This window comes from Vogesella mureinivorans, assembly GCF_007644035.1.
Lineage (GTDB): Bacteria > Pseudomonadota > Gammaproteobacteria > Burkholderiales > Chromobacteriaceae > Vogesella > Vogesella mureinivorans.
In genome coordinates this window covers 1-391 of sequence record NZ_VMTV02000940.1, presented here as the reverse complement: position 1 = coordinate 391, position 391 = coordinate 1, and the positions used below count along the sequence as shown (strand labels likewise).

At 77.2% G+C, this 391-nt stretch carries 1 protein-coding gene; it reads right to left on the bottom strand.

The window, feature by feature from the left end; all coding sequences use genetic code 11:
- Nucleotides 1–391 (bottom strand): hypothetical protein (locus FLQ44_RS21240; protein WP_206209046.1); only part of this gene is annotated, 391 nt, incomplete at both ends.

The following is a 391-nucleotide window of genomic DNA, read 5'->3' as shown; positions in this document are numbered from 1 at the left end:
CCCAGGCGCGCTGGCCCTGCGAGGTTTCCAGCACGTAGTAGTCGCGGCGCGCGTCGGCGCCGTCCCACCAGCCGCTCTCAAGCCGCTCGGGGCCTTCGAGCACCCGCAGGCAGGGGTCGCGCAGGGGGATCGGATGCGGCAGCAGCCACAGCGGCCGCGGCGGTCGCGGGGGCGCTTCGCTGATCCGCGCGGCATCGCCCTGCAGGCGCCGCCAGGCGTGTTCGGGCCGCGGGTCGGCCGCCGGCGCGATGCGGTAGACCGCGCTGTCGCCAAGGCGGGCGCGCAGGCGCTCGCGCAGCTGCGGCCAGGGCAGCTGCTGCTGTTCGCGGCGGTCGAACAGGTCGCGGGTGGCCGGCACGAAGGGCGGCAGCTCGCGGGCCAGGAGACGCAG